Below are 6,302 nucleotides of genomic sequence, written 5' to 3' on the forward strand. Positions count from 1 at the left end.
TTCGTCAATCGACCACCACGACCGCCACAAAAACCAACCGCAGTCTGGATCAACCCACCGGCCAGGGACCGAAAGACGATAGCTTAATCTCCCGACCCGGCTGTCTCACAATCGTTGACACGTTCCGGGCACCCCAAGGGCGTCATCGCGGCGATCATGCCCTGTGATTTCGGTGGAGCGATGGTGACGCGAAAAACAGGGTAAGCGCTATATCACTCCCACTGGCAGGCGTTAGGCGGCCTGATCGATGACGGCGCTGGCGGCGGCGCGGCTATCGGCCCAGTTGTAGGGGAGCAGATCATCGATCGGATCTGCGTCGCCGCGCAGGACGATACGAGTGAGGACATCGGTGAGGTAGGCCTGAGGGTTGATGCCGCCCAGTTTGCACGTTTCGATGAGGCTGGCGAAGGTCGCCCAGTTTTCAGCCCCCAGGTCATGGCCTGTAAACAGGGCGTTTTTCCGCTGGAGCGTAATGGGTCTGATTGATCGCTCGACGGTGTTGTTGTCCAGCTCGATTCGCCCGTCCTCAAGGAAGCGGACAAGGCCTTTCCAGTGGTTGAGGGTGTACCCGATGGCCTCGGCCGTGTTGGATCCTCGGGGCAGCTTGGGCAGCATCTCCTCGAGCCAGGGGCGCATGCTGGCGATGATCGGAGCGGATTCAGCCTGACGGATCGCCAACCTGTGTTCAGGGCTGGAACCTCGGATACGCGCCTCGATCTTGTAGAGGCTGGCGATCCGCCGCAGCGCCTCATCGGCGACCGGTGCGTTGCCACCCTTGGCATCGTCAAAGAAGCCACGCCTGACGTGCGCCCAGCAGAAGGCGAGCGTTCCCGGGCCGCCTTTACGGTCGGGCGCCTCGATATGCTTATAGGCACCATAGCCGTCGCATTGGACGATGCCGGTGAAGTCCCCGAGCAGCTTTTCCGCCCAGACTTTTCCGCGACCTGGCATGTAGGTGTAGACGACCACCGGTGGATCGGTGCCGCCATGCGCGCCATCATCACGAGCGATCGCCCAGAGATATCCCGTCTTCACCTTGCCGGTGCCGGGCGCCAAGACCTTAGCGGTGGTCTCATCGACGAACAGCCTCGCGCCCGTCAGCAGTTCCGCTTTCATCCGGTTGGTCAGGCGGCCGAGCCAGGCGGCGGCTCGACCCGCCCAGTTGCACATGGTTCCCCGGTCGATCTCGATGCCCTGACGCCGCAGCGCCTGTGCCTGCCGATAGAAGGGCATGTGATCGGCATATTTCCTGACCAGAACATCGGCGACCAGCGCCTCGGTGGGCAGGCCGCCTGGCACCACATGCTTGGGCGCGGACGCCTGGAACACGCCATCGCTGCAGGCGCGGCACGCCATTTTCGGGCGGGACGTCACGATCACGCGATACTGGACCGGAATAACATCGAGCCGGCTCGATATGTCGCTGTCTATGCAGTGCAGCGCGCCTCCGCAGCAGGGACATTCCTTCTCGTCTGGAAGGATCACTTCCTCAACGCGGGTCAGATGCGCTGGCAGCGACGCCCGCGCTGTCCCGCTTTCCCTTCGCGCCCGTTCTTTCTTCTGGCCTGCTGCCTGCTCACCAAGCGCCTCCAGTTCCGCACGGGCGACGTCGAGATCGTCGAAGGCAAGCGCCAACTGATCATCGCTCAGCTTTTCCGACCGTTTCCCGAATGTCGTGCGGGTGATCTGGTCGATGATATGCTGCATCCGAGCTTCACGCTCGAGGCCCGCCAGGACCATTGCCTTGAGCACGGCGACATCGTCGGGAAGGTCGGCTGCGGTGGCGGACATGCCCTATTTCTGGCAGTTTTTGAGTGGACTGCAACGCTATTTCGACCAGAAGAATCAGGCGTGCGACCTATCGCGTCGTCACCGGAACCTGCGTGCGTGGCGTGTGCATTTTCGACCATTGCAGCCCTTCGAACAAGGCTGACGCCTGCGATGCCGACAGCCGCATCACGCCATCGTGCGCCCGGGGCCAATGGAAGCCCCCGGTCTGCAAGACCTTGCTCACAAGCACCAGGCCGGTGCCATCCCAGACCAGCAGCTTGATCCTGTTCGCCCGCTTCGAGCGGAAGATGAAGACCACTCCCGAGAAGGGCTTGAGCCCGAGTTCGTGCTCGACCAGCGCCGCCAGGCTGACGGCCCCTTTCCTGAAGTCGACCGGCTTTGTCGCCACCATCACCTTGAGCGGCCCTGGCGGGATGATCATCCCGACCGGCTCACAGCGGCGAGCACCCGGGCGATATGATCCTCGCTCGCGCCCGGCGGCACATGGATCGCAAGGGCGGCCGTGCGGATCACGATCTCATCGCCTCCACCATCAGCAGAGCCCGCACCGCCCGCATCTTCGATCACCGCAGGGACAAAGCCCATCTTCTTGCTGGACAGGCGTTTGCCCGGAATGCTGTCATGCCGCCATGCGTAGAGCTGCTGTGGCAGCAGTCCATGCGTTCGCGCAATTTCCGCGATGTTGGCGCCGGGTTCAAAACTCGACGCGATGATCCGGGCTTTGGCCTCGGCCGACCACCGACGCCGCATCGGCCCTGCTGGAATGACATCCATACGTGAGGGCCGCTGACCCTCCTGCCTTTCGAAACCTGTTTCGAATGTTCTTACATCATCGGCCACTACGATACCCCTCGGACGAGGGGCGAAACATAGCCAGATCAGCGCTTACGAAAATGTGGGGAGGTTTTTGCGCTTACAAAACAGGCACCGCCTGCGCGGTCGTCTGCGCCAGATCCTCAATCCTGTCAGCCAAACAGCTTTGTTCGCGCTCGCGATAGGTGCCTTGGCCGGATGCCGGCGCTGCCTTTAGTTGACCCGCCGATGTTTGCCGCCGTACCGTTTCCCGCAAAATTCTTCGAGTTGCGACATCTCATGCGCTGCGGCCTGAGCGGCCGACACGGCACAAGGAATGACACGACCAGCGTCCGTTATCCTCTCCTCAACCTTATCGCGCAGTTCCTCGATATCTGCACGTGTCAGGATATTCTTCTCTCGCAGATAGCAAATGAGGCTCTGGAGGATGATCATCGCCTTTTCGCCAGATCCGATGTCATGATCCATTCGCTATACTTCCCTGACGAGTCACCGACATGTGCCACTGCCTTGCCTTTTTCATCTTCGTCTCCTCAAAACGCCCTTCGCAAGATGGGGGCAGCGCCGCTAAGAAGCGCTGCCCCAGCTCTCATTTGAACAATGGGTTGCGCAATGTGAGCTGTAGCATCACCGTACGCGGCTCGGTCGGCGCACCAGCAAGATCGGCACCAAGCCCGGGGGTGGCATAACCAGGGTAAGACGCACCCGTCAGAGGATATTCGAACGCTGTTGCGACCCTAAGCTTGTTGGCCAAGTTCCGACCGATCAGCGAAAGCTCCCATGAATCATCTGCAGCAGCCAGCGTGGCAAATGCGTTCAACCGCCACACGCCGCGCTGCGTCGCGCGCGGATTGTGTCCGGGTTCTGGATTGAAACTTCCGGTGTAGTTGCCATCACCGCCAAAGATAAATTTCATGGAATTTGAGATCGAGAGGTCGTACATAAACCCATGGCTCATCGTCCAGTCCGGCGCGCGCTCAAGCTGAGTGCCGGACAGATCCTGCGATGAAAAGCTCGAACCAATGGGCGCGCCCGTGACGGCATCGAAGCGCGGCACGGGATTGCGATTGCAACCTTGGACGCTGGATTGACCCGCATAGCAGGAAGCGTCCGAATAGTTGAGATAACGAGCACGGTTGTAGGCAACATTTGAGCGCAAAGTCAGCCCCGGCACCGCTTTCGGCGCGAAGGTTAGCGCCAGTTCGGCGCCTTTACTGCGGGCAGAAGCAGCGTTCCGGACCTTCACCGAGATCGAGACCGGATCAAAAGCATTTAGCTGTAGATCGTCGTATTTATAGGTGTAGATTGAGGCGTCAAAACTCAGCTGCCGATCCAGAAGGCTACCCTTGACCCCTGCTTCGAACCCGCGAGCACGCGCCTGACGATAAGTGATATCGCCACCAGGGCTCGCTGGCGCGGTATTGAAACCGCCCGAAGTAAAGCCCTCTCGATAGGCGCCGTAGAAAGTGATATTTCGGGTCGGCCTGAAGCGGATGGTGGCCTCGGGTGAGAAGTCTGTGAAATTCACCTTAGTCGGGTCGAGTGCAATCTGAACCGGTGTCGGCGAGAAGCCGGAAAGTGCGCTGGGATAACGGGTGGCACGCAGCCACTTATCCTCGATGGAGTATCGACCGCCCGCCGTGATTTCAAACTGTTCGGACAGCGTCAGAATGCCTTGACCGAAGAACGAATAGGCTTCGGTCTTCTGGCGGAATCGGTCGTCGGCCAGGACCAGCGGCCCGGTGAATCCGGTGAGGAACCCGGTCGTCACCAGCGGCGCCTCGAACCGCTTCTGAGAGAATTGATAGTAGCTGCCGACAACGAAATTGAACGGTGATTCAAATGAAGTGGCAAGACGCAATTCCTGTGTGAATTGCTGGTCTTTGACGTGGCTGCCAGTGACTAAGCTCTCAAGCTCGCCAGCTGACACGTTCCAGCTGAAATCTTCCTTGAAATCGTAATAGCCGGTCACGGAAGTGAGCGTCAACGTATCGGTCGGACGCAAAGTCATCTGAAGCGATGAGAGAAACTGCTTTTGCTTCAGGAACGGCTTGCCATTCCCCAGATAATAGGGTGACGCTGCCGCGGTCGTCGCCGAGATATTGGCGTCAGCGACATTGCGATCAAGCTTGCAGTCGTTCACGCCGGCGGTGTTCCCGGAAAACACTTGAAGCTGCGGCGCACCAAGCGGACAATCGAAGAGCTGAGTAGAGCCGCCCGGCCCAGCGTCTCGGTCCAGTTGCGCATAGCTCGCCTTGAGTTTGGCGTCGAATTTGCCGTCAGCGCTCTCGAATTTCAGAGTGCCGCGAACGAAATAATCTTCCGACTGCGGCGCTGTGCTGGCCGACACGCCGGTCCCACCAGGAACGTTGTTCGACGCATTGCTGAACCAGCCATCCTGCTTCGAATATGCTCCTACAACCCGAAGGCCGAGCCCCTCAGCCAAGGGCATGGAAATCATACCTTCATATTGTTGGCGATCCTGTGCGAATTCGTACCCCGCACGCGCACGCCATTCCAATTCCTTGCCGGGATCGGCAGAAACGAACGAAATAATTCCGCCCAAACTGTTCTTGCCGTAAAAAAGCGCCTGCGGTCCTTTGAGCACCTCAACCCGGTCGAGGTCGTAGATGCCCATGTTGATCGCATTCCCCTGGCTCACCTGGATCCCGTCGATGTTGATCGACACTGCCTGGTCAACGCTCGGGCTCGTGCCGGGCGAGCCGATGCCCCGAAGGTTGATCGAGCCACCGCCCGGCCCGCTAGCCGAGCCGACCTGCAGCTGCGGCACTCGGCTGGAAATCTGCGTAATTGTGTTGGTGGAATAGCGCGCAATTTCCTGCGAACTTACAGCTGCGATCGCCGCAGGCACATCCTGCAAGCGTTCGTCCCGCTTCCGCGCTGTCACAATGATATCCTGGTCACCCGCAACCAGCGCAGCCGCGCTCAAACCGGACTGCGCTCCAGCATCCTGGGCGCAGAGAGCGGGGGCAAAGGCCATCAGAGCCACCGAGCTCATTATTGCCCCGTAAAGTGGAATTGCCGTGCGCATATAACCTCCCCTAGAAACTAACCTACCGCACGATATCGTTGACCGTGGCGCCGGTTAGATACGCCTATGGTGAGGGCGAGCGTGAAGGACTTTTCTTCTGTTCGGTTGACTAAACATCAACGAAATCCAGGACGGCAGAGAACCATAAAGTGTCTAGAATGCCTGTATCCGGTCGAAATTTTCTTCCGCACTGACTGCCAGAGAGCGGAAGACTCATCTCATCTGGAATTGAGGCAGCATCGGTTTTGCAAGGCAGTTGATCGTATCCTGTGGCCTTTAGATCACAATATTTCGTTCCCTACGGCGGGGCACTCGATCGTTTGATCGACGGAAATTCCGGTATGCCCTTTACTGCTGCAGGTCGTTAACAAAGTGAAACGACAGTCTGGCTGCAACCTACGAACCTGCATGCGCGCCCTCCCCAGAGTGTACCTTAGCTGAGAACGTTCCGCACGCACCGCAAGCAAGCTAATAGGGATCGTTTGGAAACTGGATAATGAGTTTCGGTCGTGTCCCGGCGCGTTCTCTAATCGCCACTGTCAACAGCTGACCTCTTTGCGGTTCGTCACGCGCGCTGGGCTCCAGGGTTCTCTCCGCGGTCGTCGCGCTGGACGCCGCATGTTAGCGTTCAAAGTAGGGTGAATCT

At 59.2% G+C, this 6,302-nt stretch carries 5 protein-coding genes; all 5 read right to left on the minus strand.

Annotated elements, in window-relative coordinates; translation table 11 throughout:
* Positions 1 to 231: 231 nt before the first annotated feature.
* Positions 232 to 1,791, minus strand: coding sequence for an IS66 family transposase (locus SxD43FB_RS22690; RefSeq protein ID WP_096064058.1), 1,560 nt, complete (start codon positions 1,789 to 1,791; stop codon positions 232 to 234).
* A 67-nt stretch (positions 1,792 to 1,858) separates the two neighbouring features.
* Positions 1,859 to 2,212 (minus strand): IS66 family insertion sequence element accessory protein TnpB, encoded by a 354-nt coding sequence (gene tnpB, locus SxD43FB_RS22695; protein WP_037487421.1) that lies wholly within the window; start codon positions 2,210 to 2,212, stop codon positions 1,859 to 1,861.
* Complete coding sequence (locus SxD43FB_RS22700) at positions 2,209 to 2,541, minus strand: transposase (RefSeq protein ID WP_176482902.1); 333 nt, start codon at positions 2,539 to 2,541, stop codon at positions 2,209 to 2,211. Before SxD43FB_RS22700 ends, tnpB begins: the two co-directional genes overlap by 4 nt.
* A gap of 276 nt (positions 2,542 to 2,817) precedes the next feature.
* A complete protein-coding gene (locus SxD43FB_RS22705) occupies positions 2,818 to 3,039 on the minus strand; it encodes a hypothetical protein (protein WP_255245869.1) in 222 nt (73 codons plus the stop codon).
* A gap of 154 nt (positions 3,040 to 3,193) precedes the next feature.
* Positions 3,194 to 5,656, minus strand: coding sequence for a TonB-dependent receptor (locus SxD43FB_RS22710; protein WP_096064061.1), 2,463 nt, complete (start codon positions 5,654 to 5,656; stop codon positions 3,194 to 3,196).
* Positions 5,657 to 6,302: the final 646 nt, after the last annotated feature.

Source organism: Sphingobium sp. D43FB (genome assembly GCF_002312805.1).
Lineage (GTDB): Bacteria > Pseudomonadota > Alphaproteobacteria > Sphingomonadales > Sphingomonadaceae > Sphingobium.